We start from the raw sequence: 26,005 nt of genomic DNA on the forward strand, positions 1-26,005 counted from the left end.
TTTTGCAGGCGGGAATATCCCAAGGTTATGCTTGCGTGGCATCGCTCGAAGGATTTGCCATCGCCACCTCCCCGGCCACCGCATCCCATCCACCGATCGGCGCGTTGCTGCGCGAATGGCGCGCAGCACGACGCCTGAGCCAGCTCGACCTGGCGCTGGAAACGGGCATCTCCACCCGGCACTTGAGCTGTGTCGAAACCGGCAAGGCACGGGCCAGCCGCGATACCGTATCGCGTCTGGCCGATGCGTTGGGCATGCCGCTCAGGGAGCGCAATGCGCTGCTGCGTGCGGCCGGTTTTGCTGCCATGCACCCGGAACGTTTACTCACCGCCCCCGCGCTTGATCGCGTGCGCCAGGCGGTGGACCTGATCCTCGCGCATCAGGAACCCTATCCGGCTTTCGTGGTAAGCCGGCATTGGGACGTGCTGGCCACGAATAAGGCGGCCACCAGGCTCAACCAGATCCTGATGAAAGGACGGCCGTTGCGGCACGGCAATCTCCTGCACCAGATTTTCGACCCCGATGACTTCCGGCCGGTAATCGCCAATTGGCATGAAGTGGCGGCCCGGTTCATCCGGCACCTGCACGACGATCTCACCGCCAATCCGACCGATCGCCGGACGCACCAGCTGCTCGACGAAATCTTCGCTTATCCTGACGTCCCGGCGCGCTGGCGGGAGCGCGAGCTGGGCGACGAACCCTCGCCCATCGTTACCTTCACCTTCCACAGCGAGCTGGGCGAACTCCGGTTCTTCGAAACGTTCACCACCTTCGCCGCGCCCTACGACGTGACGCTCGATGAAATACGGATCGATTGCACGTTCCCGGCGGACGATTTCACCGCGGGCGTGTGCGCAGACCTTGCGGCAGGGAAAGCGAAGCCCGGAAGGCACGTCTAGGCCCTTCGGCACGCTTGGGTGCCGCCTGGCTTGGTTATTCTCCTCCACCAGAATTTGGCATCGCCGACGATGCGGCCTGGGTCTTGGCGTCGCCGGTCCAGCGCTGAGCCGCGTTAAAACCTACATGGGGGATCGTGCAATGCCAGACACTGCGACTAGCCGCTACCGAACTTCCCTCCTTTCCTTTCTTATCGCCACGTTCGTCCTGAGCTGGTGTATCTGGCTGCTCCCCGCGCTTGCCGCACACGGGGTTATCGATCTTCCCGGTGGCATGCAGGTGGTTGCCATCGTGGCGGGCTCCTTCGCGCCTTTCGTGATGGGATTCGTGTGGGTTTACAGGGACGGCGGGTGGCGCGCCGTGCGCGAATTCGCCAGCCGGGCGCTTGCCTGGCGTATCGGATTCACCTACCTCCTGCCGGCGCTACTGCTGTCGCCCCTGCTGGGATGGGCGGCATCCTGGATCTACGCTTCGCACGGCGGACCGGCCTCGGAACTCGCGGTGCCGGTGGCGCAGATACCCATGGTGATCCTCATGCTGTTCTTCATTGGTGGTTCGGTGAACGAGGAGTTTGGCTGGGGTTATGCGATCGACCGCATGACCGAGCACCGGGCACCAATGTTGATGGCACCGTTGCTGGGCGGGATCTGGGGCCTGTGGCACCTTCCGCTCTTCTTTATCGTCGGGCTGACCCAGTCGTTCCTGCCGTTCTGGGCGTTCCTGATATTTACCGTGGCTGGACGTACCTTGTTCGTCTGGGCCTACTTCGGCGCCCGGCGCAGCCTGTTGGCGACGTTGCTGTTCCATACGGCCACGAACCTTACGTTGAACCTCTTCGTGCTGGTGGATCGCTCTGGCCAGGGAAATCAGCTGGGCTTCATCGCTTTCGCCCTGTTGGAGCTGGTTTGCGCCACTATCGTGGTGCTGGCATCGGCGAAATTCCGCAGGGCGCCATCGGCAACGGCGCTTGCCTGAGCGTTCCGGCGGGGCTGGCGCGAAGCCGATTGATGCTGCAGTGCGGTTCGATGAATACTCGGTCATTGCCACCCGCTGCCGCACAAGGCCATGACCGAGCTACTTTCCCCCGATGCGCTCGCCCCACAGCAGCTCGACTACGCGCTGACACTACCTGCCCGCTTCTATACCGATGCGCGCATGCCGGCGCTAGACGGCCCGGCCATCTTCGCACGGAGCTGGCAGCTGGTATGCCATCAATCGCAGCTGACAGGTATTGGCGATCACGTCGTCACCGAGATTGCCGGGCTGCCATTGCTGATTGTGCGCAGCGACGCATCAAGCATTCGCGCTTTCCATAATGTGTGCCGGCACCGTGCAGGGCCGATCGCCAGCTGCGACGGGCAGGGCGCAAAACATCTGCGCTGCCGTTATCACGGCTGGACCTACGGCCTGGACGGCGTGCTGCGAGGTGCGCCGGAAATGGGTCGAACGCCGGACTTCAACCCGGCGGACATCCGTCTTCCCGAGGTGCGCGTGCATCTGTGGCAGGGCCTGGTGTTCGTCGCCATCGGCGAGGCACCGCCGTTCGATGAATTTGTCGCGGGGATCGACGAACGCCTTGGGGCGTATCGGGCGTTGCATGACTATGAGTTCCATCACCGCGCCAGCTACGACGTTGCCTGCAACTGGAAGGTTTACGTGGACAACTACCTGGAGGGTTACCACGTACCCCATATTCATCCGGGCCTGAATAGCCTGTTGGACTATCGCAGCTACATCACTGAAACCGCGCAGTGGTATTCGTTCCAATTCAGCCCGCTGGAGAGTGCGGACGATCTCTACGGAAGCGGCGAGGCGCTGTACTACTTCCTGTATCCCAATGCCATGCTAAACATCCTGCCTGGGCGCTTGCAGACCAATCGCGTGCTGCCGCTGGGCGTGGATCGGTGCCGGGTGGAGTTTGACTTCTACTACGCGCCAGCAGATAACCCCGAGGCACAGGCGCGGCGCGCGAAAGACATCGCCTTCAGCGATGAGGTACAGGACGAAGACGTCACCATGTGCGAGGACGTACAGCGCGGGCTTGCTTCGGGTTCCTACGAGGCTGGCCGATTGAATCCACTGCGCGAGAACGCCGTGCACCATTTCCATGAAATGGTGCGTCGCGCTTATCGCGATTCGCTGACCTAGCGCATGAGCCGCAGCCGACGGGCGCTCGGGTTATGGATGCTGATCGCATTGGTGATCGGCAACATCATTGGATCGGGCGTGTTTGTACTGCCGGCGGCGTTGGCGCCTTTTGGCGCAGCGAGCCTGCTTGGTTGGGGCATCAGCCTGGGCGGTGCGCTGATGCTGGCCATGGTCTATGCGTGGCTGTCGCAAATGATCCCCAATCACGGAGGTGCCTACGCCTACGCGCGGCGCGCCTTCGGTGACCGCGTCGGTTTCATCGTGGCGTGGAGTTACTGGGTATGCGTTTGGTCGGCGAACGCTGCCATTGCGGTGGCTTTCGCCGGTAGCCTGGGCTCGGTATGGCCGGCGGCCACGGCCACGCCCTTGCGTAGTGCTTTATGTGCATTGGGAGCGTTGTGGATCTGCACGGCCATCAGCTTGGCCGGCGTGCGCGAAGCCGGCCGCACGGCCATCGTATTGACTCTGCTCAAGCTGGTGCCGCTGGTGGTATTTGGCCTGTTGGGATTGGGCTGGGTGCATGCGAGTGCTTTTGAACCCTTCAATTCCAGCGGCCTGCCCCTGGTAAGCGTTGCCTCCTCCGTCGCAGCACTGACATTGTGGGCGTTTCTTGGGCTGGAAAGCGCTACCGTGCCGACCGATGTGGTGATCGATCCACAACGCACCGTCCCGCGAGCCACCATCATTGGCGTGACGATAGCGGGGCTTGCCACGATGCTCGCCTGCACCGTGGTGATCGGCATGCTTCCCGCCGATGTACTGCACACCTCGGCGGCGCCGATGGCCGAGGCGGCAAGGCGGACATGGGGCGCCTGGGCGGGCATGGCGATTGGCGTGGTTGCCACCGTTTCATGTTTTGGGGCGCTCAACGGATGGGTGCTCCTGCAAGCGCAGACAACGCTGGCGGCGGCGGAGGATGACTTGTTTCCGGCATGTTTCGCTCGCCTGGACAAACGCGGCACGCCGTGGATCGGCCTGCTGGTGAGCAGCGTTCTTGCCAGTGCGCTGATTGCCTCCAACTACAGCCGCACTCTGGTGGCGCTCTTCACCTTCACCATTTTGTTATCGACTGCGGCCACGCTTATTCCTTATCTGGTGACCGTGCTCGCATGGTGGCGAATCGACAGCACAGCCAGGACATGGCGGCGACTTGTCGCCATAGGCGCACTTGCTTTCAGCGTGTGGGCATTGATTGGCACCGGCGCCGAGACATTGCTGTGGGGCGCGGTGCTGCTGCTTGCCGGATTGCCTATTTATCTGTGGCAGCGGTATGCCGTGAAGAAAAGGAGATCCTGAAGGTGGCGAGCCAGAACAGCAGCGCCAGCAGGCTCACCGCCGCACCCAACAGGCATACGCCGTTCCAGCCGGCATAAGCGTAGATGGCCGTCGTGCCGATGGCGCCCAGGCCACTCCCGGCGGCGTAGAAGAGCATATAAAGACCGATCAGGCGGCTGTGTGCCTCTGGCTTGCTACGGAGGATCAAGCTCTGGTTGGTGACATGCAATGCCTGGCCGCCCATGTCCAGCAGCAGGATGCCGATGACCAGCATCCAGAGGGACCACGGCATAAGTGACAACGGCCACCATGCCAATAGCAGAAGCAGCAGCGCGGCGGCGCTGGTGCGTTCGCCAAAGCCGCGGTCTGCCAAACGCCCTGCTCGCGCGGCAGCCAGCGCCCCGACAGCACCCACCAGGCCGAATGCGCCGATGGCCGTGTGCGAGAAGTTGTAAGGAGGAGAGCCCAGCGGAAGTACCAGGGCACTCCAGAAGATGTTGAAGGCCGCCCACATGAAAAGCGCCAGGGCGCCCCGGATTCTCAACACGTGTTCGTCCCGCAACAACGTGAACATGGAGACGAGCAGCTGCATGTAGCTGGTGTGGCCCCGCCTTGAAGCAAGCATGGGCAGTCCCTTTCGCAGCGGAAGGGCAAGACCCAACATCAATAGAGTGGAACAGACGTAGACACCGCGCCATCCAGCCAGATCGCTGATGCCGCCGGCGAACACGCGTGCCAGCAGCACGCCCAGGAACACGCCGCCTTGCGTGGCGCCAACCACGTGTCCGCGCTCATGCGGCGCGGCGGCGCTGGCCGCGTATGAGATCAGCCCTTGCGTCATCGCCGTGCCCATCAGGCCCACACCTAGCATGCCTGCCAGCAGTGCCGTTGGCGAACGTGCTGTCCCCACCACGGCCAATGCAATGACGAGCAACCCTAGTTGCATCGTCATCAGGCGCCGGCGATCCACGATGTCGCCCAAAGGCACGAGGAATACCAGGGCAAGGCCGCAACCGACCTGCGTCGCCGTGACGACCACGCCGATAGCTGCGCGGCTGATGGCGAAATCCCGGGCAAGCATGTCCAACAGCGGTTGCGCGTAGTACACGTTGGCCACGCTCAGGCCCGCGGCCACGGCAAACAGCAACATCAGGCCACGACTCACCTGCGGCGCCAGCACGGCTCCGGGAATACTCATGAGTCACCAATCTAGTTTCAAAACAAAACTAGTTTGCATCGTAGCCAATCGGTTTTAAAATGCAACTACTTCGGCGAATGCCCGATACCGGAAGTGCCATGCCCCAGCACAAGACATCCAGCGCCCAAACATGCCCCGTGGCACGCAGCCTCGATCTGATCGGGGATCGGTGGATGCTTTTGGTGGTGCGCGATGCCTTCGACGGCGTGCAACGCTTCGGCGATTTCCAGCGCAGCCTTGGCGTAGCACGCAATATCCTTTCCGACCGCCTGCGACGGCTGGTCGAGGCAGACATCCTGCAGGTCCAGCCCGCATCGGACGGCAGTGCCTATCAGGAATACGTGCTCACCGAGACAGGCAACAACCTCTTTCCCATCGTTGTCGCATTAAGACAGTGGGGGGAGCGGCACCTGTTTACGCGTAGTGAGGAGCACTCCCTGCTGATCGACAAACGGACGCGGAAACCCGTGCCCTTTATGACGCTTCGTAACGAGAAGGGCGGTGCGTTGTCCGCCGACCAGACCGAAGTGAAGAAGGTGTCGTAGCGGTACGTCGGTGCGGGTGGGCGAAGCCGTATTCTCTGTCGAGTAAGTAAGGCACGAACCCCTCCATAGCGGCCAGGTAGCGGACCCGGCAATCGGTGAAGCTCGGGGTTGAAAGCATGCCCAACCTTGGGCATGCTCCCCCGCTACAGGGGGGACATCATGCAGTTTTTTCAGCTGGACCATTTCGCCGGGCATCTCAACGAGACCTTTATGGTCGAGATTGATCAGATGCGCGCGCCGTTCGTGTTGGTCGAGGCCAGGCCGTCGGGGCACGCCATGGCGGGTGCCGTACGGGAACCGTTTTCGCTTTTATTCCGGAACGAGGCGGCCGTGGTGTTCCCGCAGCGGACCTACAGCATGAGCAATGCTGGTATGGGCGAATTCGGCATTTTCCTGGTGCCGATCGCTCGCGACCGGGATGGATTCATTTATCAAGCCATATTCAACTGATGCCAAACCATGCGCAGATGCACTCCCTCGCTTGCTTCCGGCACAAAGCCATGCCGCTCGTACAGGCGGCGGGCGTCATGGTTGTACTGCAAGACATGCAGGCGTAAGGCATCCAGGCGAAGGCTTGCGACCAGCACTTGCATCCAGGCCACCAGTGCCGTGCCGCGCCCATGCCCGCGCCACGCCTGGTCAAGCAGCACGTCGATCAGCCACAGCTCATTTGCCTGAAGGTTGAGATAAAGCCTTCCGATCGCGACGCCTTCGTGCTGCACGACAAGGAAGTGGCCATGCGCGTATTGGGTGACATAGTGACGGTGCTGCAAGTCGAACTGGCTATCGCAGAAAGCCCGCCTGGCCTCTGCCGACCACGGCATGGCGGCGACCTCGTTTGCCCTGGATTGCGCATAAAGGTCGCGAAAAAAATCCAGGTCCGTGTCTTGGGCGTACCGCAAGGACATCCCGGGCGCACGTGGCCCGGGATGGTTGTCCAGCAACTCCCGCGAGGCGGGAGGGAACGATGGCGTCGCGCCGCTCAAGGCCGCGTGGGAAACACACCGGACAATGCAATGCAGAAATTCATCGCCAGATAGGGCTGTTGGTTGGGATGCGGCTGGCCCCCCGGCGTGGGAGTCAATTCGGTGACCGGGAAATTGCCTGATACCGTGGTGGTCTGGGCGAAAATCATCGTGTTGTTGGGCGACACCAGGGCCGATCCACTGGCGGGAATACCTTGCCGCTTCGTGTTGTCCCGCTGGCCGTAGAAATTGGCGGCGTGAGAGTGCGCGGGCATCTCGTTCGTCAACAGCGTGACGGACTCCGACCCAAACGTCTCGCCAATTTCTCGCGGGGTGAGGTTCGGTCCCGACCCTTGCGCGCAAGCGGCGGAACTTTGGAAATTGGGCAATCCATAGCTAACTCTGCCATCGCCACCGTAGGTGGTGCCAAGCAAGGAGAACAGCGCGGAGTTCTGTTGAATGGGCATGATCTGCCCCGCGCAGAAGGCCCAGCTGGCGGGCGCGAATTGGAAGGCGTAGAGCTGAATCTCGCCCATGAACGGATCACTCATGATGTTTCCCCTGAATATGATTGCTGTGCGAGCGAAACTCAGCCCTGCGACGGAAACACGCCGGCCCAGGCGATGCAAAACCGCACGGTCAATGTCGGCATCAGATTGTCGTGGGGCTGGCTACCACCGGCAATGCTAACGGCGGTGGCTGCCAACGGCGCGGGATTCGTGCCGGCTACATCATTGCTGTAGAGCGAGTCGCCGCTGATCGCGCCAAGCTCGACGGTGGCCGAAGGTGTCCCCGTATTGGCCCCGCCGGTAGTCACCATGAGCGTGTGATTGTGCGCGGGCATGTCCCCAGGCAGCAGGGTGACGGTTTCCGAGCCGGCCATCTGGCCGATGACATAGGGCGACAATCCAATGCCCCGGCCCTGGTGGATCGGCACGCGGCCGCGCATATCCGGTACCGCAAACGTCACCTGGCCATCGCCGCCGTAGGTCGTGCCAATCAAGGTGTAAAGCACCTCATACTCGGCGATCGATTTCAGGCTGCCGTCGCAATCGAACCAGCCGTTCGGAGCGAAGTTGTAGGGAAAGAGTCGGATCTCGCCGACGTAAGGTTGAGACATGATCGTCGGTCTCCGAGTCAGCTGCGGGAGGGAAACATGCCCTGAAGGGCGATAATGAAGTTAAGCGTGGTGTACGGCTGAATGTTGCTATGCGGCTGACTCTGGCCTTGCATCGAAATGGTAGTTGGGTTCGTGGGAACTTGTGTCCCGCTTCCGGGAGCGTAAATGGACGTGCTGCCGGTGCTGCCCAAAAGGCCATTGGTCGGGGCACGCTGGTTGCCGGTCTGACTGCTATAGCCGAAAACGTGCATATGACTTGGAATCTGCGACACCGAAAGAGTGACGTTCTCCTGACCCCCGATCGCACCCCACGGATTGTTCGAACCCATGCCATACGGAGTGCGACTTTGCATGTTGGGCAAAGCGAACGTGGTGACGCCATCGCCGCCGTAAGTCGTTCCAAGCAAGGAAAAAAGCGCTTGATTCTGGCTGATTGCCATGAGTTGGCCGTTGCAGGCGGCGAAGCCCCGGGGGACGAAATTGAATCCCACGAGCATGACTTGCCCCATAAATGGTGTTGACATAATTCCCCCTGGTGACCGACGGCCATCCGGCCATCGCGCTTAACTACTGTCGCCTAATTGCAGGATACTTGACAAGGAATCTGTGCGACGCGTCACAATACACTGTCCACGCGGACCGGTTAATGATCGTCAGGGATGTTGTTTTAAAAGGGGGCTGCCGCGCGCCAGGAATCACCAGACGCGCCGTGGACATTCAAGGGGACGGCTGAGGAAGGCCGTAGGTCATCAGGTTACTTGCGCTGCCCATCAAGGGCAGCAATCCGTGACCGGATGGACGTGTAACAGGGGACATGGACCATGCAGTACTTCCCGTTGATGCAGCGCGTGCTTTCGCGTCTGGTCATAACTTTCCGCGCGCCGCGCACCTGGGCTTTACTGATTTGCGCCATGTTGGCTTTGCCGACAGGCGCCCATGCCGCCGCCAGTTGCCTCGACTTCAACGTTCCTGATGCACATACGACGCCGTCGACTTCGCCGATGGCGCCCAATGGCACCATCGTGATCGACGCCACTGCTTGCGATAGCGACGGTTTCGGTCTGGGGGCTGTTTTTACAGCGCCCGCGCATGGACACGCATCGGTCGACAATTCAGCCGATACCGTCACGTACACCAATACCGGTGGCGGCTTCACCACGGACCACTTTGTCTTTACCGACTCTCAGAACAATCACATCAACGTGACTGTCAGTATTGGCGCGGACACGTCGCCGATTACCGTATCGCCGGCTAGCTTGCCGACACCGCAGTTCGCGGTGCCTTATAGCCAGTCGCTCAGCGCCACCGGCGGTTCGCCAACTTATTCATTTGTACAGACCAGTGGCGCCTTGCCGGCTGGCATGAGCTTTAGCGGCACCACCATTAGCGGAACCCCGACGCAGGCGGGCAGCTTTACCGTCGCCTTCCAGGTAACCGACAGCGCGACACCCACGGCTAACACGACCGCCAAGAGCTACACGTTTACCATCGCGGCACCCACGATCACGGTCCCGAATCCGCCGAACGCGGCGTTGAACTCCCCCTATAGCTTCACGCTAGCTGCCTCTGGCGGGACCGCGCCGTATACCTATTCCCTGGACGATGGCACCGTACTTCCCGCGGGCCTGAACCTCAGTTCCACTGGCTTGATCAGTGGCACGCCCACGGCATTGGGTACGACGAATTTCATCGTCCGCGCGACTGACAGCAGCGCAGGTCCCGGAGGCCCGTATTTCACCCTGAACAATCTTTCGATCCAGGTGACGAACGCACCGCCGACAGCCGGCCCGGTGTCAGCGACTGTTGCCTACGGAAGCTCCGCCAACCCAATCACGCTGAACATCACCGGCGCAACGGCGGCGTCAGTTGCAGTAGCCACGGCGGCCTCGCATGGCACGGCCACCGCTAGCGGCACCTCGATTACCTATACGCCCACGACCGGCTACGCAGGTCCGGATACGTTCACCTACACCGCAACCAATGGTGCAGGCACCTCATCGCCGGGCACCGCGACTATTACGGTGAGCCCGCCAACCATTGCGTACGCGCCAACCAATCCGCCCAATGGCACGGCTGGGGTGGCCTACAGCCAGTCGATGGCGAGCGCCAGCGGTGGCACTGCGCCTTATTCCTACACCATCGCATCGGGCGCCCTGCCTGCCGGACTGGCCTTGGCGGCCGACGGCACGCTGAGCGGTACACCGTCGGCCGCCGGTACTTTCACCTTCCAGGTGAAAGCCGCCGACAGTTCGACCGGTCCCGCGGCTCCGTTCTCCAAGACGACGGCGAATCTGTCGCTGACGATCGCGGCGCCGACTATTACCCTTGTGCCGGCAACGCTGCCGGGCGGCACTGTCAACGCAGCGTATAGCCAAACGGTTACTGCGTCGGGTGGTAATTCGCCATACACCTATGCAGTGACCACCGGCACGCTGCCAACGGGTATTACGCTATCGAGTGCCGGCGTACTGAGTGGAACAACGACACAGGCGGGCTCATTCCCCATCACGGTCACTGCAACCGATTCCACTACCGGAACGGGGCCATTCAGTAACTCCCGGTCCTACACGCTGACCATCGCCGGCCCGACCATCGCGATAGCACCGGCCAGCCTGCCCAATGGCACGGTGGGCACGGGTTATAACCAGACCCTGTCGGCGTCCGGCGGTACCGCGCCGTACACCTTCTCCAACCCCTCGGCCAATCTGCCGGCCGGTTTGTCTCTGGGTGCGTCCGGCACGTTGTCGGGTACACCCACGACGGCGGGTGATTACACTTTCTCCGTGATCGCAACCGACGCGCAGTCGTTCACCGGCAGCAGGAGCTACACGGTACATGTCGCCGCCATCGCGCCTGGTGCGCCCACTAGCGCCAATGCGACTGCGGGAGATGCACAAGCTTCGGTGGCCTTCGCCGCGCCTACGGATACCGGCGGCGCACCGATCACCGGCTATACGGTAACTTCCAGTCCTGGTAACAAGACCGGTACCGGTGCCGGCAGTCCGATCGTCGTGACCGGCCTGACCAACGGTACGGCCTACACCTTCACCGTGGTCGCGGCCAATATCGCCGGCCCGGGTCCGGCATCCGCGCCATCGAACAGCGTGACGCCGCAAGGTGGTCAGACGATCACGTTCGCCAATCCGGGCACGCAGAACTTCGGTACCTCGCCGACGCTGACCGCGACAGCCACCTCGAGCCTGCCGGTGACATTCAGTTCGACGACGGCCGGCGTATGCTCGATCACCAGCGGCGGCACATTGACCTTCGGCGCGGCCGGTACCTGCACCATAAAAGCCGACCAGGCCGGCAATGGCCAGTTCACTCCCGCGCCGACAGTGCAGCAATCATTCCAGGTCAATGCAGTGGTGCCTGGTGCGCCGGGCATCGGTACGGTCGTGGCCGGCGACAGGCAGGTCCAGGTAAACTTTTCGGCACCCGCCAGCCTTGGCGGCGACACGGGCACGATCACCTATACGGCGACCTCCAGCCCCGGCGGCAATACAGGTACAAGTACTTCTGCAGGTTCCATCACGGTCGCCAACCTGACCAACGGTACGGCGTATACGTTCACCGTGACGGCGACCAATACGGCGGGCACGGGTTCACCCTCGGCGGCGTCCGCCAGTGTCACGCCGAAGGGCGTGCAGACGATCACCTTCAATCAACCCCCTGTAAACTTTGGCGCGGCGACGCAGTTGGGCGCCACGACGAACGCCGGCTTGCAGGTGTCCTACACCTCGATCACGCCCAGCGTCTGTACCGTTACCTCGACAGGTGCCTTGACGACGGCGTCGCCGGGCAATTGCACGATCGACGCAAACCAGGCCGGCGATGCCGCGTGGCTGGCCGCGCCGCAGGTCCAGCGGACGTTCGCCGTCGTCGTGCCGGGTGGCGCAGTGACATTGAACACAACCCCGCTGCCCGTGGGTACCGGTGGCACGCCCTATTCGGCGACCTTCACCGCGACCGGCGGTGCCACGCCCTATACGTTTACGGAAACCGGCGCGCTGCCGACAGGCTTGACCATGACATCGGCGGGCACGATTTCCGGTACGCCGACCAGCGCGGGTACTTATCCGATTACGGTAAAGGTGACCGACGCGGCGACACAGACCGCGCAGCAAACTTTCCAGCTGACGATCAATGCACCCGGTATAGCGCTGGCACCGGCGACCTTGCCGCAGGGCAAGGTCGCCGTAGCCTATGCGTCGACCACGCTAACGGCTTCGGGTGGTTCGGCGCCGTATAGCTACGCGGTGACGGCAGGTGCATTGCCGGCCGGCCTGACGCTCAGTCCGGCGGGTGTGATCTCCGGTACGCCAACGGCGGCGGGTCCGTTCAATATCACGGTGACGGCAACCGACAAGTTCAACTTCCAGGGCACACAGGCGTACACGATTGCCGTTGACCAGCCCACGCCGATCGTCGTCAACCAGACCGCGAGCACCGGTGCGAATAGTCCGTTGACGATCCCGGGCGTGATCCCAGCCGATACCGGCCCGATCACCAGCCTGACGATCACCCAGCAGCCCGCGCATGGCACCGCCACCGTCAGCGGTCTGAACATCATCTACACGCCTACCCACGATTACTTCGGCAGCGATACGCTGAAGTACACCGCGACTGGTCCGGGCGGCACCTCGGCGCCGGCCACGGTAGTTATCACTGTGGCCGCCGGCGCGGTGCCGGTGCCAACGGCGCAGGGCGCGACCGTGCTGGCTGGCAAGTCGGTCACCATTCACGCTGCGGCGGGTGCCGCGAACGGTCCGTTCACTGCGGTGACCCTGGTCGGTACACCGGCTACAGGCACGGCCTCGGTGCAGGGTACCGATATCGTCTACACCGCCGATCCGAATGCGTCAGGCACGGTTGGCTTCGACTTCACGCTGAGCAACGCCTTCGGCGCGTCTGCGCCGGCGCACGTCACCGTGACCGTCAATGCCCGCCCGGTGGCGGCCAATCTGACGGCCAGCGTGATGGCAGGTTTGTCGGTGCAGGTGGACCTGACCACCACTGCGCGTGGTGGCCCATTCACCGCGGCCAAGCTGATGTCGATCAGCCCCGCCAATGCCGGTTCGGCAACCGTGCAGTCCTCGGCCAATGGCGGCTACACGCTGTCATTCACCGCTGCGCCGACCTTCGGCGGCGTGGCGCAGGTCAGCTACACGCTGAGCAACGCCTTCGCTACCTCCGATCCGGGCAGCATAGCGATCACCGTGACGGCACGCAGCGATCCATCGAAGAACGCCGAAGTACTTGGCGTGCTCGATGCACAGGCTGATTCGACGCGTCGCATGGCGCTTGGGCAGATCAACAACTTCCAGCATCGCCTGGAAGCCCTGCATAGCGGAAGCATCGGCGGGTTCAGTAACGGCGTGACTTTCAGTTCCGCCAGCAGCATGACCGTCAATGGCAGGCCCACCAATGGGATGTCCGCCAACGGCATGTCCACCAGCGACACGGCGTTTGAACACCGGATCAATGGTCCTTACGCTGGCGACGACCAGGGAAGTTCATTGTTCGGTTCGCCTGCAAGGCCGGGTTCAGACGACAACACGGGTAATGCCATTGCCGGCAAGAGCGCAGCCACGGGTAATGCTTCCCCAGGAGGCTTGTCGGTGTGGACCGGCGGTGCGGTGAACTTCGGCAAGATGCAGCCCGGTAGCAGCGACGACGGCATCGACTTCACCACGTCGGGCCTGAGCATGGGCGCGGACAAGCAGGTGACGGAGAAGCTGGCGCTGGGTGCGGGCCTGGGCTACGGCCACGACGTGTCCGACATCGGCCAGCACACCAGCCGCAGCACGGTGGATAGCTACAACGTAGCGATGTACGGAAGCTACCGCCCAACGGAGTCGGTATATGCCGATGCCCTGGTCGGCTACCAGTGGCTGTCGTTCGATGCCCGCCGGTACGTCACCGACAATGGCAATACCGTGCACGGCAGCCGTGACGGCAAGCAGTGGTTCGCCTCGTTCTCGATGGGCTACCAGCACAGCACCGAAGGCACGATGCTCACCCCGTATGGACGCCTGGACATTGCCCGGGCGAACCTTGAGGGCTACACCGAAACGGGCGACGCGATCTATTCGCTGAAGTACCAGGGCCAGGACGTGAACACGTCCACGGCTACGGTAGGCGTGCTGGCGCAGTGGACGGCCAAGCGCGACTACGGCACCTGGGCACCGCAGCTTCGCGCCGAGTTCGGCCACGACCTGCAAGGCTCCAGCCAGGCGTCGATGCGTTACGCGGATCTGCTTAATGGCCCGTCCTACCAGGCCACCCTGCAGAGCCAGTCACGCAACCACACCATGCTGGGTGCAGGCGTGGCCTTGCAGACACTGCATGGCTGGATGCTGCGCTTCGAGTATCAGAACTACCTGGACAATACGAGCCGGGATAACCAGTCGATTTTGCTGGGGATCGAGAAGAAGTTCGGGCCGTAAGGAACGATGGAAGTGCTCGTCCGATTCGATATCGGACGAGCGCGGCTGCAACCGCTAGAAATCGCTTCAGGTGATCGGTTGTGTGTGGGCGATGGCATCGACAAATTCGCTTATCACCTGAGCCGCCTTCCCTGGTGCCGCCTGCAGCAAGAGATGCGGCGCGTCGACTTCGACGACTTTCATTCCGGATTGGATGCTTTTGACCAAGTTGACTGCTGCAGTCGGGACCACGGCGTCTTCGCCTGCGCGCAAGTAAAGAACGGGTACGTCTATGGCGGCTAGTTCTTCTGTGGCGTCCACGCTGAGCACAGATTTTAATCGTGCTCGTAGCGTTTCCGGCGTTACCTTGATAACGGCCTCTAGGAACATTTCACGCAAGGCTCGTGTGGAAAACCGGCCGAGCAAGGCGCCGCTGACACTGCGGATAAAGAACGCCCCGGCAGGCAGTACACCAATGAGAAAACCCAATGAGCGAAGCCTGGGGCGCGGGTTACGCGCGAACGTGCAGCACAGAATCAGCCCCATCAAACCTTGCGGATGGGATGCGGCGACAGAGATGGCGATCGGCCCAGAGAACGACTCTCCGAGAATTACGAAAGGGCCATCCGCCGGAAGGGCTGATCTGACGATTGACTCGAGATCCGAATAGCCCAAGGGTTCGGAGCAGGGATATGTAACGACTTTAACGAGGAATTTGTCCTCCAGCGCCACCATGAAAGGCTGGAACAGGTCGCCTGTTCCATCCATCCCTGGCAGGAGGACTAGGGTGATCTTCGCGCTTTGATTCATCTGATCTTTTGTCGCGAAACGACGAGGTCGGCCTGAGCATGCCGGCTGACGGTCTCTCCGGCAATGTCTACGCTTTATCGTAAGAAGTTGCCAGATTTTGGCCTGCGACTTTTTTGTACACTTGGTGCCCCAGGGAAGGAATATATGCCGTGCAGCGATTTCGCCTCTGTCTAGTGATCGTTGCGTTGGGATACCTGTCCGGCTGTGCCCCAACGCGATCTTCCCAGCCAACCACTAGCAGTGCCGACGTCGCTGCGTTCTCTCGGCTGTATGGCGTGGTCCGGTATTTCTATCCCGGCGATGCAGTGCAGGGGCTGGCATGGAACCAGTTTGTGGTGCAGGGTGTGGCGCGGGTTCGCGATGCCCATGACAGCAACGCCTTGGCCGCGGGTTTGCGTACCCTGTTCGATCCGGTGACCAAGGGTATTGTCATTCTGCCGATGAACGCGTCGTTCCCGGCTTCGAGGCCGTTAGCTAGTGGCCAGGCGCAGGTTTACTGGCAGCGGATAGGGTATGCGCAAGGCGTCAACGGCGCGGCGCTCTACCAGGCCAAGCGGGTAGGGCGGCCGGGAGTATTCGTCAAGAAGATCCCCGAACCGGGCATTAGTATTGACCGCCAGCGTGACGAAAGTGCGCACCTCCTGCAGGAGGAGACCAAGCTTTTTGATGCCAAGCCGCCAGCTGAGCCCTTCGTGGAGTTTCCTCTGGGTGCCGGCCTTAAGGCGCGTGTGCCGATCGTCCTGACCGACGACGACGCCAAGGCAACGCCAGCACAACAGCAGGCGGCGATGGCGCTTTCGGCCAATCCGTCGAGTTTTAACGACAACCCGCTCACGCTCGACGAGCGCCTGGCCGATATGGTCGTGGCCTGGAATGTCTACCGGAACTTCTATCCCTATTGGCAAGAGGTGGGCGTTGACTGGGACGCCCAGCTGGAGCCGCTGCTGGCTTCTATCGATGGTGCGGCCACGCGGGAGCGGCAACGCAACAGCCTTCGCCACCTGGTTTCCCTTGTACGGGACGGTCACGGTGCGGTCTACGATTCGCATCTTACGATCGGTCATATTGCGGTGCAGGTTGAGCCCATCGACGACGGCTTGGTCGTGACGGCAAGTGCAAATCCGTTGGCGTCGATTGGCGATCGGATCGTGTCCGTCGATGGCGTTGACCTCAAGGTGTGGGCGGCGAAGGAGCTGACGCAGGTGTCTGGATCGCCGCAGTACCAACGCTGGCAGTTGGCGCATGCCATCGGGGGTGGCCCGGTCGGTACTTCAATCTCGTTGGGACTAGAGCGCGACGGCAGCAGGCATGATGTAACCTTTGCTTATGAGAAGCAGGCCTCGCAGCCTGAGCCCCCGCGGCCCGAGGCGATTTCCGAGCTCAAAGACGGCATCTGGTATCTGGATATCACGCGGGCGTCTGAGCAGGCATTCAATTCCCATATGGATCAGCTTAGCCACGCCCGTGTCGTGGTCGTCGATCTTCGAGGCTATCCGAAGGGCAAGATTGGTCTGACTTTGCTGCAGCATCTGGTCGCCCAGCCCGAGCACACGCAGTGGATGCATTTGCCCAAGTACGACTCGCCGTTCGACAAACCGATCGGTTACATCGATTCAGGCTGGGGCCTGGCGCCCGTGGCGCCGCGGATCACGGGAAAGATCATCGTGCTGACCAACGGCTCGGCAATCAGCTACGCCGAATCCGTACTGGGCTACCTGAACGATCTGCATCTTGCCACCATTGTCGGCGCCCCCAGCGCCGGTACGAATGGCGACATCCAGATGTTCACCACGCCATCCGGCTACAACGTGGTCTTCACCGGCTTGCGCGTGACGCGGCATGATGGCGTCGCGCCCTACCATCTGCGTGGAGTGACGCCGGATGTGGCAGTTAGTCCTGGGTTGGAGGATATACGGGCGGGCCGCGACGTCGTCCTGGAAAAAGCGCTGCAGGTTGCGAACTGAGTACATCCCGACGGAAGGCGGAGAACCGATAGGGTCGCAAGCCTCACCGTGCGACTGAATATAAACTGCAGCGATAGCTGCGGTCGCTGTCTCACCAACGCTGGGAACTGCGAAGAGGTCGTCACATCGGATTGCTTAGCAGTTCGCAAAAGTACGCTGAACGTCGTCTTTGACGCGTTCGGATAGATACTTTGATCGATCCACGTGCTACATCGTATGAGCGGCTCATCCAAGGGCCGCTGTTTCATCGACGCACAAGTCGATGAGTTACACGTCATCCACGCCTTCATAACCCGACCGCGTTTCGCGGGCGAAGGGGAGTTGCGTCCCAATGAAAAAGTCCTGGATCTTCAAGCGTATCTCCCTGCGCCTGCATCGCGAGGATGGCGGCCTGGACCTTCGTCCATGGCGTAGCAACTCCGATGCTGCGGAACCGGCGGGACCGGATTTCCCACGACGCGAGTTCCTTAGACACAGCGCCTTTACTGCCGGTGGCCTGGGCTTGGCCGGCATGACAGGTACATTCGGGTTGTCCTGGCTATTTGAACGGTCTGCCTCGGCAGCTACGGTCATGCCAACGGGCGATCTCGTCATCAGTGCGGACGAAACGATCATTCGTTCGCGGCGAGAGTTGATCATGTTCCACGGTCAATCCAATGCAATAGGGACGGGTGGCCGCCCGGCGCTTACGTTGCAGCAGATCTATGCCAACGTCACCTTCAATGGCGGCGTGCGGCCCGGCACCGATGCCAGCGCAATGACCAGCCTGGTCCCACTGGTGGAATACGACGGTGGACATGGCACGGGCGGCGAAGTAGGCACCAATGCCTGCGCCGATGGCCTTGTGGAGTACACCGCTACGCTCAGCGGCGTGCCTGCATCGGCGCAGTACAGCCGCTACAGCGCCTTCACCAGCGGCGAGGGCGGCAGGCCGATCGGTTACTTTGCCACCTTCCTTGACGACGACAATCCCGGCGGCTACCAGGGTTGGGACGACAGCAAGCTTCGCCTTACCTCGATGCTGGCGCTGATGCGTGCCGAAGGTAAGAAGGACGCCAGCAATATCGGCTGGCTGGCAACCACCTGGCAGCAGGGCGAGGCCGACTCCACCGGCCTTTCCGAGACACGCGCCAGCTACAAGACCAAGCTTGCCGCGCTTGAACGCGCGCACTGGCTCAAGCTCAGCCAGGTCTACCTGCCCGAGCAGAGCTGGCGGCCGCTTTGGCTAATTGCGCAGGTTTGCAGCCACAACAGCTATGGCGCCACCAGCCTGGCCTTCTGCAATCCGTTCATCGCATTGGCCCAGCGCGACGCGTGCCTTGCCAGCCCTTACTTGCGCATGGTCAATCCGCAGTACATGTTCGATTACGTCGACGAGTCGGCGCGCGATCAGCCGATGCTTCACCTCGATAACGAAAGCCATCGCTGGCAGGGGCGCTATTTCGCACGGGCTCTCTATCAATTGATCCAGGACCGCTCGGCGGGCGTAGCATTGAACAACCCGGCGCTGGACATGCTGACGGCGGTCAGGGTCAATGCCAGCACGATCAACCTGGTCTTCAACGTGCCCGCCGGCGTGCTGACCATCGACACCAGTTGGGTCGCATCGACGCGCAACTATGGCCTGGACGTGCGCGACGCCAACAACAAGCTCGTGCCGGCCAGCCCTGGCGACAACAACATCATCGCCGGGGTAAGGGTGATCGCTCGCGATACCTTGCAGATAGCCCTCAAGATCGCCCTGCCGAGCACCGCGGCGAAGATCACGCTGGGTTGGGGCGACCCCGCTGAGCCCGCCTCCCTTGCTGGACGCAATGCAGGTCCGCGCAGCAACATCCGCGACAGCGCTGGCGAGGCGGACTTCTACAAGGCCAGCAACGGCTCCGTGCGACCGATGCACAACTACGCGCTGGTTGCCGATGTCGCCCTGGGCTGGGTCGGCCGGGTGCAGCCCGCAGGCGAATGGCATTTCAATGGCAACGCGCGCAGTGACATCATCGATCGATCCGGCAGCGGCCGAGCGGCACTCAAGCTGATCGGCAAGCCCAGCTTCACAGCTTCGGGCGTGCAGTCGGCCAACAACACCCAGGGCTTCCAGACCGATATCGACGAGACTGCCAGCATCACCTTCGCGGCCGTCTTCTGCAGCCCATATGGTGTCGGTCCGTCAAGCAACGCGGGGCGTGCGCTGAGTACCTACCAGGGCTTCAGTCCTCATGAGGCCGGCCTGGCGCTACAACATTCCTACGATACGGCGGTGGCCAACTCGGAGCTGACAAGCTTCCGCCTGGCCCTCGCCAGTGGCGAAAAAGCTGTAACCAACGGTCCCTTCCAGGCAGTGGCTACACGCTACAAGCCCCGCTTCGCCATCGTCTCGATTGATGCAGCCACTGGCACGGTGCGCTTCCTCTGCCCAAGCTACGAAGAAGCACCGCGCGAGGAGACTTACGCCGGCCTCGCCAACCGGCCGCTCAACGGCAAGGTGCTGATCAATGCATGGAAGGACGGCGGCGATGCAACCCAGCAGGGCGCCATCCTCACTCGCTATGCCGCCGTCTGGACGCGTGCGCTGAGCCTCGAGGAAATGCTGGCGGAATACGAATACGCACGCGGCTTGTACGGAGCGGTCTGAAGCACGGGCGTCGCGGCCTGCCAGACAGCCGCGCGCCCGATTCCGAACAAAAGCCGCTTAATCCAGCGGCCTCACCCAGATATTGCGAAAGCTGATGGGTTGCGAGTGATCGCCGTGCGCCTGGAGCTTGATGGGTGCTTCGGTGTACGCATTGTATTTAGGCTTCCCGATATAGAGGGTCTCGCCGGCAAGCTGGGCGTGGTTCTGTACCAGCACGCCGTTGTGGAACAGCGTGATGTAGGCCGGTGACTTCAGCGAGCCGTCGGCGGCAAACACCGGCGCCGTCCAGATGGCGTCGTAGGTTTGCCATTCGCCAGGGGGGCGCATGGCGTTGGCCAGCGGTGGTGTCTGCTTGTAGACGCTGCCCGCCTGTCCATTGACGTAGGTCTTGTTGTTGTACGAGTCCAGGATCTGGATCTCGTAGCCTTCGTCGCCAGGGCCTGTGGATGCGACGTACATGCCACTGTTGCCGCGTGCCTGGCCGTCGCCGGTGATGTCCTTGGGCACCTGCCACTCCAGGTGAATCTGGTAGTTCGTGAACTTCTGCTTGGTCTGGATGTTGCCGGTGGCCTTGTCGACGGTTACCACGCCGTCGTGCACCTTCCAGTTCGCCGGGGAATGATCCTTCGATGCCTCCCATTTCGAAAGGTCGTGGCCGTCGAACAGGACGATGGCGTCGGAGGGCGGCGCACTGTTTTGCTTGCCCGGCGATACTACTTTGGGTACAGGTTCCCACTGCTCGGTCGCCTTGGGGTCGGTCTGCGCCCAGGCGGATGTCGATGCGGCTGCAACGGAGAAAGCAAGGAAAAGCGCGCGTCGCTGGTTCATGGTCATCCTTCGATGAAAGTTCATACCGTGCAAATCTTGAAGGCTTCGGCAAACGAGTCGAATGGGTCGGAGCGGGCCGGCATGAATTCGTGCGCGATGAAGCCCTTGTAATCCAGATCCGCGATCGCCTTTGCGATGGCGTGGTAGTTGAGCTCCTGGGTGCCGTCGATCTCATGGCGACCCGGCACGCCGCCGGTGTGGAAATGCCCGATGTACTGGATGTTGTCGCGGATGGTGCGGATCACGTCGCCTTCCATGATCTGCATGTGATAGATGTCGTAGAGCAGCTTGACGTTGGGCGAGCCAATGCCTTTCATCACCGCCACGCCGAACGCGGTGCTGTCGCCCTGGTAGCCGTGGTGATCGACCTTGCTGTTCAGCAGTTCCACGCACAGGGTGATGCCGTTCTCGGCCGCGAGGGGTGCGATCTTGGAAAGGCCCGCCACGCAGTTGTCGAGGGCCTGGTGGTCATCGATGCCCGCCGTTCGGTTACCGAACATGGTGATCACGTTGGTCAGCCCGGCCTTCTTGGCCAGCGGAATGCTCGTTTCCAGTTCCTTCAGCAGCGTGGCATGGTTGGCTGGGTTGTTGAAGCCGAAGGTGATGAAATCCTCGCGCTTGGTCGGGTAACCCATCGACACGGCCAGGCCGCTGTCGAGCACCTGCGCCCATTCATCCGCATACAGCAGGTCGACGCCGGCGAAGCCCAGGGCCTTCAGGCGCTTGCAGAGTTCGGGCAACGGCGCCTTGGACGTCCAGCGGCTCAGCGACTGCTTCAGGCGCCCGGGCGGTGCCTTGCCCGTGGCCTTCTTGCCGGGAGCGGTTTCGGCGGAGGCGAGCAGCGGCATGGCGCCGAAAGCAGCCGCGCCGGCGGCGAGGCGACCAAGTGCGGCGCGGCGGCTGATGCCGGTAGACGGTGTGGTCATGGTTATTGGAGTCCCAGGATGTCGCGGTTGAACGCGCGGTCGTTACCGGTCGCGGCGAAATCGTCGAACGCGCGCTCGGTGACCTTGATGATGTGGTCGCGGATAAAGATCGCGCCTTCCTTCGCGCCTTGCTGGGCATCCTTGATGCAGCACTCCCACTCGAGCACGGCCCAGCCTGGATAACCGTACTGCGCCATTTTGCTGAAGATCGCCCTGAAATCGATCTGCCCGTCGCCCAGCGAGCGGAAACGCCCGGGACGATCGATCCAGCTCTGGTAGCCACCGTAGACGCCCGCGCGCCCGTTGGGGCGGAACTCGGCATCCTTCACGTGGAACGCGCGGATACGCTCGTGATAGAAGTCGATGAATTCCAGATAGTCCATCTGCTGCAGGACCATGTGGCTGGGGTCGTAGAGGATGTTGGCGCGTGGGTGATTCCCCACCGCTTCGAGGAAGCGCTCGAAAGTAGCACCATCGTGCAGGTCCTCGCCTGGGTGAAGCTCATAGCAGACATCGACGCCGGCGTCGTCGAAGGCATCAAGGATGGGCCGCCAACGCTTGGCCAGTTCCGCAAAGGCTTCCTCGACCAGCCCGGCAGGGCGCTGCGGCCACGGGTAGAACAGATGCCATGCCAGCGCGCCGGAGAAGGTTGCATGCGAAGTCAGGCCGAGATGCTTGCTCGCCTTCGCCGCAAGCTTCAGTTGTTGCACCGCCCAGGCCTGGCGTTCCTCCGTATGTCCGCGCAGTGCAACCGGCGCGAAACCATCGAACAGGCGGTCGTAGGCAGGATGCGAGGCCACCAGCTGCCCCTGCAAGTGTGTCGACAACTCGGTCACCGCCAGCCCGTGCTCGGCCAGCATGCCGGTGATGTCATCGCAATACGTCTTGCTTGCCGCCGCCTGCTCAAGATCGAACAGGCGGTGATCGTTGCTGGGAATCTGCACGCCGACGAAGCCCAATGACGCCGCCCACTTGGCGATGTCGGGAAGCGTGTTGAATGGCGCTACATCCTGCGAATACTGGGCAAGGAAGATGCCCGGACCCTTGAGCGTTTTCATATCTTCAGTTCCGTTTCAACGGCCCATGCCTTGCCATTGCCCGCCTGGGACAGCGGAATGTCGGCCTTGAAACCACCGGGAACTGCGACGTACTGCAACACCTGCGTGCAGCCAGGCTCGGACATGAAGAAGCCCAGCATGGTCAGCTTCTTGGTCATCAGCACGAAGTCGGCCGCGGGCGGCACCTTGGCATTGGGCGGTACGGCAACGGCTTCCGCGTGGAGCTTGTTTACCAGCGCCTTGCGCTGGGATTCGTCCAGCTGCAGGAACGGTTTGCCGCCGGCCTGGTCGAACGCAGCCAGCGCGGTGAGGTACCGCTCCTTCTCGTTCTTGGTATAGACATCCTTGAACATCGAATCGATGAAGGCAGGCACGCCTGCATCGACGGCCCCCGGGGTATCGGTGCGCGGGATCACGATGTCGGCCACTGCGCCGATCAGGCTGCTTTGCGCCGGACTAAAGAACCCGGGAGCCGCCCCCGGCTTTTGCGAAGCGGCAAAGGCATCGAATACGGCCAGCAACGAAGGTGCAGCGACCGCACCGACCGCAAGCGTGGACATGCTTTTCAACCATTCACGACGGTTCATGGCTTATATCCTCAGATGTTGCCGCGCTTGAGTTCATCCACCGCATGGCTGGCCGCGCGTGCGGTCAGCGCCATGTAGGTCAACGACGGGTTCTGGCAGGCGGACGACGCCATGGCCGAGCCATCGGTAATGAACACGTTGTTGCAGGCGTGCATTTGGTTCCACGCGTTCAGTACCGAGGTCTTCGGGTCGCGGCCCATGCGCGCGGTACCCATTTCGTGGATGCCGGCGCCGACGTTGGCCTCCATGGTGAAGGCTTGCGCGTTCTTGTAACCGGCGGCGTTGAACATCTCCAGCGCGTCGTCGATCATTTCCTTGGTCATCAGGTGTTCGTTTTCCCGGTGCACGGCGTCGAAGTTGAGTACGGGCAAGCCGTACTTGTCCTTGATCCTGCGATCGAGGGTAACCATGTTCTTGTGGTTCGGCAGCATTTCGCCGAAGCCCATCATCGACACGCCCCACGGGCCGGGATTTTCCGCGGCTTTCTTGAGGTCCGCGCCCAGCACTGCCTGGTCGACCAGGCGCGTCCAGTCGCTGCGACTTGCGCCACCCTGGTAACCGAAGCCGCGCAGGTATTTTCGCTTGTCGGCACCGACATTACGGTAGCGCGGGATGTAGAAGCCATTGGGCCGGCGCCCGGAGTAATAGCGGTCTTCATGGCCTTCCACCAGCGCGTGCGCGCCATTGCCGAAGATGTGGTCCATGATGTTGTGGCCCACTTCGCCGCTGTCGTTGCCGAAGCCGTTGGGGAAGCGGCTGGATACGGAATTGAGCAGGATGTGCGTGGTGCCGAAGGTGGATGCGTTAAGGAATATCACCCGCGCGAAGTATTCGGTCTGGTGGCCGGTTTCGGCATCGAGCACGCGCACGCCGGTCGCCTTGCCCTTGGCGTTGTCGTAGATCAGCTCGTAGACGATGGCGTTGGTGACGATCGTCATGTTGCCGGTTCTCTCGGCGGAGGGCAGCGTTGACGAGTTGCTGCTGAAATAACCGCCGAAAGGACAGCCGCGCATGCACAGGTTGCGATACTGGCACGTACCACGCTGCGGGCTCTGGTCGTGCTTGAGCGGCTCGGACAGGTTCGCCGTGCGGCCGATGATCAGCTTGCGGCTGAACTTCTCGCCCAGCTTGCCCTGGAAATCCTTCTCCACGCAATTCAGTTCCATCGGCTTGAGGAACTGGCCATCGGGAAGCTGCGCCATGTTCTCAGTCGAGCCGCTGACGCCGATGAAGTGCTCGACGTAGTCGTACCAGGGGGCGAGGTCCTTGTAGCGGATGGGCCAGTCCACGCCCACGCCGTCCTTGCCGTTCGCCTCGAAATCCATTTCGCTGAAGCGGTAGCTTTGCCGGCCCCACATCAGGGAGCGTCCACCCACGTGGTAGCCGCGGAACCAGTCGAAGGGCTTGGTTTCCTCGTACGGGTTGTCCAGGTCGTCGACGAACCAGTGCTTGGTCGACTGCGTGATGCCATAGAACGACGGGCGCGTGTGTTTCGGGTGGCGCTTGATGTCTTCCTGGGTGGGCTCGTCGGCGTAGGGCAGCTCCCACGGTGCTTTCATGGCGGTGGGGTAATCGCCGTGCTTGACCATGGGTCCGCGATCGAGCACCAGGGTCTTCAGACCCTTCTCGGTCAGTTCCTTGGCGGCCCAGCCGCCACTGACGCCGGTACCGACGACGATGGCGTCGAATGTGTTCTTTTCCATGTGTCTGCCTTGATCCGGTTCAGCGCATCGGGCGCAGGTAGGCGAAATCGACGCGCGCGGCGTCGAGCTGGCTCATGCGGTCGAAGGGGCCTTCCTGTTCGACGAAGCAATGCTTCAGTCCGGAGGTGTCCGCCGCCGCCATGATCGGTTTGTAGTCGAGCGTGCCGCGGCCAAGTTCCGCGCCTGGATAGTTATTCTTGTCGTTGGCGCCGGGCAGGAAATCCTTGGCATGCATCAACGGGATGCGGCCGGGGTTGGCCTTGAAGATATCCGCCGGGTTCTTGCCGCCCGCGTGGACCCAGCCGCAGTCGAGCTCGAACTGGACGAGCTTGTGGTCGGTTTCCTTCAACAGCACGTCGTAGAACGTCTGCCCGCCGCCCACGTCGGTAAATTCCAGATGGTGGTTGTGATAGGCGTATTGCAGTCCCGCCTGCTTGGCCTTTTCGCCGAGGCGGTTGGCGTACTCCGCCGCCCGCTTGGCCTCGTCCAGTGAGTAGGTCGGCTCCGGCGCGCTCTTTCCCTTCGCGGCCTGTTCCTTCTGCATGATCGCCGGCAGCATGCTGCTGACGATGAACTGCGAGCCAAGCGTGTGTGCCGCGTCGATACCGGATTCGAAGCCGAGGCTGTCGAAGTGCATGCTAGGAGACCGCAAGCCGGTTTCGTTCAACTGATCGCGCAGGGTCTTGGCCGTGCTGGTGACGATGGCTTCGATTTCCGTGTAGCCAATCGCCTTGAGCGTCTTGAGCGCACCCAGGGGATCGTCCTGGTAGGCCTTCAGCACCATGTAGAGCTGGATGCCGAGCGGCTTGCCCTGCGAGGCTGCGGCAAGGAGCTTGCCGGGTGCGCCAAGGGTAAGCCACGCCGCCGAGCCGAACAGCGCGGAACGAGCCAGGAACTGCCTGCGATTCATCATGTACGGTT

At 62.0% G+C, this 26,005-nt stretch carries 21 protein-coding genes; 9 read left to right on the forward strand and 12 right to left on the reverse strand.

Annotation, left to right across the window (positions count from 1 at the left end):
- Positions 1 to 35 precede the first annotated feature (35 nt).
- The 4 genes from NDK18_RS16110 (at position 36) to NDK18_RS16125 (ending at position 4,341) form a co-directional block, all read left to right on the forward strand.
- Entirely contained in the window at positions 36 to 899 is an 864-nt protein-coding gene (locus NDK18_RS16110; protein ID WP_250628361.1) for a helix-turn-helix domain-containing protein, read from the forward strand.
- A 139-nt stretch (positions 900 to 1,038) separates the two neighbouring features.
- Complete coding sequence (locus tag NDK18_RS16115) at positions 1,039 to 1,872, forward strand: CPBP family glutamic-type intramembrane protease (protein WP_250628362.1); 834 nt, start codon at positions 1,039 to 1,041, stop codon at positions 1,870 to 1,872.
- Between the two features lie 90 nt (positions 1,873 to 1,962).
- Positions 1,963 to 3,045, forward strand: a complete 1,083-nt coding sequence (locus NDK18_RS16120) for an aromatic ring-hydroxylating oxygenase subunit alpha (RefSeq protein ID WP_250628363.1) — start codon at positions 1,963 to 1,965, stop codon at positions 3,043 to 3,045.
- Between the two features lie 3 nt (positions 3,046 to 3,048).
- On the forward strand, positions 3,049 to 4,341 hold the full coding sequence (locus NDK18_RS16125; RefSeq protein WP_250628364.1) for an amino acid permease: 1,293 nt from the start codon (positions 3,049 to 3,051) through the stop codon (positions 4,339 to 4,341).
- Here the strand turns inward: NDK18_RS16125 and NDK18_RS16130 are convergent.
- A complete protein-coding gene (locus tag NDK18_RS16130; protein WP_250628365.1) occupies positions 4,295 to 5,518 on the reverse strand; it encodes an MFS transporter in 1,224 nt (407 codons plus the stop codon). The two genes, NDK18_RS16125 and NDK18_RS16130, sit on opposite strands and share 47 nt — an antisense overlap.
- Positions 5,519 to 5,616: 98 nt before the next feature.
- Between NDK18_RS16130 and NDK18_RS16135 the strand changes: the two genes are divergently transcribed.
- Both NDK18_RS16135 and NDK18_RS16140 read left to right on the forward strand, forming a co-directional pair.
- The gene (locus NDK18_RS16135) at positions 5,617 to 6,063 is read left to right on the forward strand and encodes a winged helix-turn-helix transcriptional regulator (RefSeq protein WP_250626448.1); all 447 of its coding nucleotides are present in this window, start codon (positions 5,617 to 5,619) and stop codon (positions 6,061 to 6,063) included.
- Positions 6,064 to 6,222: 159 nt separating this feature from the next.
- Positions 6,223 to 6,513, forward strand: coding sequence for a DUF6916 family protein (locus NDK18_RS16140; RefSeq protein WP_250626449.1), 291 nt, complete (start codon positions 6,223 to 6,225; stop codon positions 6,511 to 6,513).
- On the opposite strand, the gene NDK18_RS16145 is transcribed toward NDK18_RS16140, so the two are convergent.
- The 4 genes from NDK18_RS16145 to NDK18_RS16160 are packed head-to-tail and all read right to left on the reverse strand — an operon-like array spanning position 6,495 to position 8,645.
- Entirely contained in the window at positions 6,495 to 7,049 is a 555-nt protein-coding gene (locus tag NDK18_RS16145; protein WP_250626450.1) for a GNAT family N-acetyltransferase, read from the reverse strand. The two genes, NDK18_RS16140 and NDK18_RS16145, sit on opposite strands and share 19 nt — an antisense overlap.
- Positions 7,046 to 7,579, reverse strand: a complete 534-nt coding sequence (locus tag NDK18_RS16150; protein WP_250626451.1) for a phage tail protein — start codon at positions 7,577 to 7,579, stop codon at positions 7,046 to 7,048. The genes NDK18_RS16145 and NDK18_RS16150 overlap by 4 nt, the downstream gene beginning before the upstream one ends.
- Before the next feature lie 38 nt (positions 7,580 to 7,617).
- A complete protein-coding gene (locus NDK18_RS16155) occupies positions 7,618 to 8,148 on the reverse strand; it encodes a phage tail protein (RefSeq protein ID WP_250628366.1) in 531 nt (176 codons plus the stop codon).
- A 17-nt stretch (positions 8,149 to 8,165) separates the two neighbouring features.
- Positions 8,166 to 8,645 (reverse strand): phage tail protein, encoded by a 480-nt coding sequence (locus NDK18_RS16160; protein ID WP_425502842.1) that lies wholly within the window; start codon positions 8,643 to 8,645, stop codon positions 8,166 to 8,168.
- A 324-nt stretch (positions 8,646 to 8,969) separates the two neighbouring features.
- Between NDK18_RS16160 and NDK18_RS16165 the strand changes: the two genes are divergently transcribed.
- Positions 8,970 to 14,597, forward strand: coding sequence for a putative Ig domain-containing protein (locus tag NDK18_RS16165; protein ID WP_250628367.1), 5,628 nt, complete (start codon positions 8,970 to 8,972; stop codon positions 14,595 to 14,597).
- Between the two features lie 66 nt (positions 14,598 to 14,663).
- On the opposite strand, the gene NDK18_RS16170 is transcribed toward NDK18_RS16165, so the two are convergent.
- A complete protein-coding gene (locus NDK18_RS16170) occupies positions 14,664 to 15,386 on the reverse strand; it encodes an alpha/beta fold hydrolase (protein WP_250626455.1) in 723 nt (240 codons plus the stop codon).
- 149 nt (positions 15,387 to 15,535) lie between these two features.
- On the opposite strand from NDK18_RS16170, the gene NDK18_RS19430 reads away from it, so the two are divergent.
- Both NDK18_RS19430 and NDK18_RS16180 read left to right on the forward strand, forming a co-directional pair.
- Entirely contained in the window at positions 15,536 to 17,350 is a 1,815-nt protein-coding gene (locus NDK18_RS19430) for a S41 family peptidase (protein ID WP_250626456.1), read from the forward strand.
- Between the two features lie 331 nt (positions 17,351 to 17,681).
- The gene (locus NDK18_RS16180; protein ID WP_250628368.1) at positions 17,682 to 19,982 is read left to right on the forward strand and encodes a hypothetical protein; all 2,301 of its coding nucleotides are present in this window, start codon (positions 17,682 to 17,684) and stop codon (positions 19,980 to 19,982) included.
- Between the two features lie 57 nt (positions 19,983 to 20,039).
- On the opposite strand, the gene NDK18_RS16185 is transcribed toward NDK18_RS16180, so the two are convergent.
- From NDK18_RS16185 to NDK18_RS16210, 6 genes are read right to left on the reverse strand one after another with little or no spacing between them, the layout of a single operon-like run.
- Positions 20,040 to 20,810 carry a 3-keto-disaccharide hydrolase gene (locus NDK18_RS16185; protein WP_250626458.1) on the reverse strand — a complete coding sequence of 257 codons (771 nt, stop codon included), beginning with the start codon at positions 20,808 to 20,810 and terminating at the stop codon, positions 20,040 to 20,042.
- A gap of 20 nt (positions 20,811 to 20,830) precedes the next feature.
- Positions 20,831 to 21,736: a hydroxypyruvate isomerase family protein gene (locus NDK18_RS16190; RefSeq protein WP_250626459.1), complete on the reverse strand. Its 906-nt coding sequence runs from the start codon at positions 21,734 to 21,736 to the stop codon at positions 20,831 to 20,833.
- A gap of 2 nt (positions 21,737 to 21,738) precedes the next feature.
- Complete coding sequence (locus NDK18_RS16195) at positions 21,739 to 22,794, reverse strand: sugar phosphate isomerase/epimerase family protein (RefSeq protein ID WP_250626460.1); 1,056 nt, start codon at positions 22,792 to 22,794, stop codon at positions 21,739 to 21,741.
- Positions 22,791 to 23,381: a gluconate 2-dehydrogenase subunit 3 family protein gene (locus tag NDK18_RS16200; RefSeq protein ID WP_250628369.1), complete on the reverse strand. Its 591-nt coding sequence runs from the start codon at positions 23,379 to 23,381 to the stop codon at positions 22,791 to 22,793. Before NDK18_RS16200 ends, NDK18_RS16195 begins: the two co-directional genes overlap by 4 nt.
- A gap of 11 nt (positions 23,382 to 23,392) precedes the next feature.
- Positions 23,393 to 25,084 carry a GMC oxidoreductase gene (locus NDK18_RS16205; protein ID WP_250626462.1) on the reverse strand — a complete coding sequence of 564 codons (1,692 nt, stop codon included), beginning with the start codon at positions 25,082 to 25,084 and terminating at the stop codon, positions 23,393 to 23,395.
- Between the two features lie 19 nt (positions 25,085 to 25,103).
- Positions 25,104 to 25,997 (reverse strand): sugar phosphate isomerase/epimerase family protein, encoded by an 894-nt coding sequence (locus tag NDK18_RS16210; RefSeq protein WP_250626463.1) that lies wholly within the window; start codon positions 25,995 to 25,997, stop codon positions 25,104 to 25,106.
- Between the last annotated feature and the right edge of the window lie 8 nt (positions 25,998 to 26,005).

It is taken from the genome of Pinirhizobacter soli (assembly GCF_015905305.1).
Classification (GTDB): Bacteria; Pseudomonadota; Gammaproteobacteria; order Xanthomonadales; family Rhodanobacteraceae; genus Pinirhizobacter; species Pinirhizobacter soli.

Excerpts from the sequence above, each read along its gene's own strand:
- NDK18_RS16115 (WP_250628362.1), top strand. The coding sequence starts at position 1,039 with ATGCCAGACACTGCGACTAGCCGCTACCGAACTTCCCTCCTTTCCTTT.
- NDK18_RS16120 (WP_250628363.1), top strand. The coding sequence starts at position 1,963 with ATGACCGAGCTACTTTCCCCCGATGCGCTCGCCCCACAGCAGCTCGAC.
- NDK18_RS16125 (WP_250628364.1), top strand. The coding sequence starts at position 3,049 with ATGAGCCGCAGCCGACGGGCGCTCGGGTTATGGATGCTGATCGCATTG.
- NDK18_RS16130 (WP_250628365.1), bottom strand. The coding sequence starts at position 5,518 with ATGAGTATTCCCGGAGCCGTGCTGGCGCCGCAGGTGAGTCGTGGCCTG.
- NDK18_RS16135 (WP_250626448.1), top strand. The coding sequence starts at position 5,617 with ATGCCCCAGCACAAGACATCCAGCGCCCAAACATGCCCCGTGGCACGC.
- NDK18_RS16140 (WP_250626449.1), top strand. The coding sequence starts at position 6,223 with ATGCAGTTTTTTCAGCTGGACCATTTCGCCGGGCATCTCAACGAGACC.
- NDK18_RS16150 (WP_250626451.1), bottom strand. The coding sequence starts at position 7,579 with ATGAGTGATCCGTTCATGGGCGAGATTCAGCTCTACGCCTTCCAATTC.
- NDK18_RS16155 (WP_250628366.1), bottom strand. The coding sequence starts at position 8,148 with ATGTCTCAACCTTACGTCGGCGAGATCCGACTCTTTCCCTACAACTTC.
- NDK18_RS16160 (WP_425502842.1), bottom strand. The coding sequence starts at position 8,645 with ATGCTCGTGGGATTCAATTTCGTCCCCCGGGGCTTCGCCGCCTGCAAC.
- NDK18_RS16165 (WP_250628367.1), top strand. The coding sequence starts at position 8,970 with ATGCAGTACTTCCCGTTGATGCAGCGCGTGCTTTCGCGTCTGGTCATA.
- NDK18_RS16170 (WP_250626455.1), bottom strand. The coding sequence starts at position 15,386 with ATGAATCAAAGCGCGAAGATCACCCTAGTCCTCCTGCCAGGGATGGAT.
- NDK18_RS16180 (WP_250628368.1), top strand. The coding sequence starts at position 17,682 with ATGAAAAAGTCCTGGATCTTCAAGCGTATCTCCCTGCGCCTGCATCGC.
- NDK18_RS16185 (WP_250626458.1), bottom strand. The coding sequence starts at position 20,810 with ATGAACCAGCGACGCGCGCTTTTCCTTGCTTTCTCCGTTGCAGCCGCA.
- NDK18_RS16190 (WP_250626459.1), bottom strand. The coding sequence starts at position 21,736 with ATGACCACACCGTCTACCGGCATCAGCCGCCGCGCCGCACTTGGTCGC.
- NDK18_RS16195 (WP_250626460.1), bottom strand. The coding sequence starts at position 22,794 with ATGAAAACGCTCAAGGGTCCGGGCATCTTCCTTGCCCAGTATTCGCAG.
- NDK18_RS16200 (WP_250628369.1), bottom strand. The coding sequence starts at position 23,381 with ATGAACCGTCGTGAATGGTTGAAAAGCATGTCCACGCTTGCGGTCGGT.
- NDK18_RS16205 (WP_250626462.1), bottom strand. The coding sequence starts at position 25,084 with ATGGAAAAGAACACATTCGACGCCATCGTCGTCGGTACCGGCGTCAGT.
- NDK18_RS16210 (WP_250626463.1), bottom strand. The coding sequence starts at position 25,997 with ATGATGAATCGCAGGCAGTTCCTGGCTCGTTCCGCGCTGTTCGGCTCG.